The sequence below is a fragment of the Dietzia sp. CW19 genome (assembly GCF_014145265.1).
GTDB lineage: Bacteria > Actinomycetota > Actinomycetes > Mycobacteriales > Mycobacteriaceae > Dietzia > Dietzia natronolimnaea.
This window is the reverse complement of record NZ_JAALEE010000493.1, coordinates 1-1564: the sequence shown is the minus strand read 5'-3', so window position 1 is coordinate 1564 and position 1564 is coordinate 1. Positions and strand designations below refer to the sequence as shown.

1 protein-coding gene is annotated in these 1564 nt (G+C 71.4%); it reads right to left on the bottom strand.

Features of this window, described 5'->3' with window-relative positions:
- Positions 1 to 131: 131 nt before the first annotated feature.
- On the bottom strand, positions 132 to 1564 hold a 1433-nt coding region (locus G6021_RS13995), incomplete at its 5' end, for a hypothetical protein (RefSeq protein WP_182641542.1).

The following is a 1564-nucleotide window of genomic DNA, read 5'->3' as shown; positions in this document are numbered from 1 at the left end:
CCCGCCGTCGCCGCCGCGCGCCTCGTCGTCGTCGACCCCGCACGCTCCGGCGAGCGCCAGGGCGGCGACCAGAACGCCCCCGGTCACCACGCGGGCGGTCCGCCGCCCGGCCCACCACCTCATCCGCGCGCTCACAGGTACTCCCTGATCCGGGGTGCGATGCCCACGACCACGGCGAACGCGGCCAGGGCGGACAAGGCCATGATCAGGTCCGGCCCGGTGGCGGAGGTGCGCCGCGCGTTGTCGATGCGCGTGCGCAGCGTGTCGCGGGCTTCCTCGATGGCGTCCTGCATGGACTCGTCGAACTCGTCGAACGCGGCACCGGAATCGCCCTCCTCCTGGCCCGAGGAGATGGTGATGGCGCCCTGGTAGTCGCCCTGTTGGTAGAGCGAATCGGCGCGGTTCTGGGCGGCCATCCAGTCGTCCAGGGCCTCGATCGCGCTGGTGACGGCACCGTCGCCGTCGAGGCTGATGCGGCTGCGGGACTGTTCGTCCGGGTCGAGGTAGACGGTCAACGAGTCACGGACGCCGCTGAGGATGGCGGCCCGCTCGGCGGCCGACCCCTCGGGATCGGTCCGGCGCACCAGGTTGAGCGTCTCCTGCGCGCGGACCTTCTGGGCGTCGATCCGCTGCCGGGTGAGCTCGTTCATCGGTGCCGCGCCCTCGGACAGGCCGCGCGCGTTGTTGTTGGCGGCCAGGAAGCCGGCGATCATGGTGAGCAGGAAGGTCGCCACCATGAGCAGCGAGGCCAGCCCCAACGCCGGGTTGATCCGCCGCCCGGTGATCTTCCACAGCCACTGCTGCAGCAGCACCAGTACCGCGATCGCCATCCCCAGCAGGATGAAGGAACCCCACGGCGGCGAGGACCACTCGCGGTCGGACTCGCCCACCGACGTGGACTGGCGGTCGTACAGGTCGGCGGCCGCGGGCAGGATCGTGTCCTGCATGAGCGTCGACGCCGACGCGAGGTACGCCGAGCCGACAGGGTTGGCGACCCGGTTGTTGGTCCGTGCCGTCTCCACGAGTCCGGTGTAGGTGGTCAACTGGGCGTTGATGTGCGCCAACTGGTCGATGGACTCCTCGTCGGCTCGGTCGAGGCCCAGGGAGGCGGCGATGATCGACGCCGACGAGGTGGCGATGGCCTGGAGGTAGCGCTCCCTGAGCTCGGCGGGTTCTATCCCGCCGGTGATGAAGGCGGTGTTGGCTGCCGAGTCGGCGATGGTCAGGGAGCTGTACAGCGTCTGGGAGGCGTTGGCGACGGGCTCGACCTCGGCCAGCAGGGTCTCGTGGTGGCTCTGGCGTTGGGTGATGGTCTGCGACGCCACGGTCCCGCCGAGCAGGATGGTGACGATCGCCGCCACCGCGAACACCGACATCCGCCCCGGTGTGGTGAGGACGTCGTTCCAGAACCGCGCGGCCCGGCGGCGGACCGGCCGGCGGGGGCTCGCGGCGATCTTCTCGGAACCGGATCCCCCGGACGTTCCGGCACCGGACCCGGCACCCGGTCCCGAGGACGACCCGGAGCGCGAGCCCGGACCGGAACCGGGTCGGGGGCCGGGTCCGA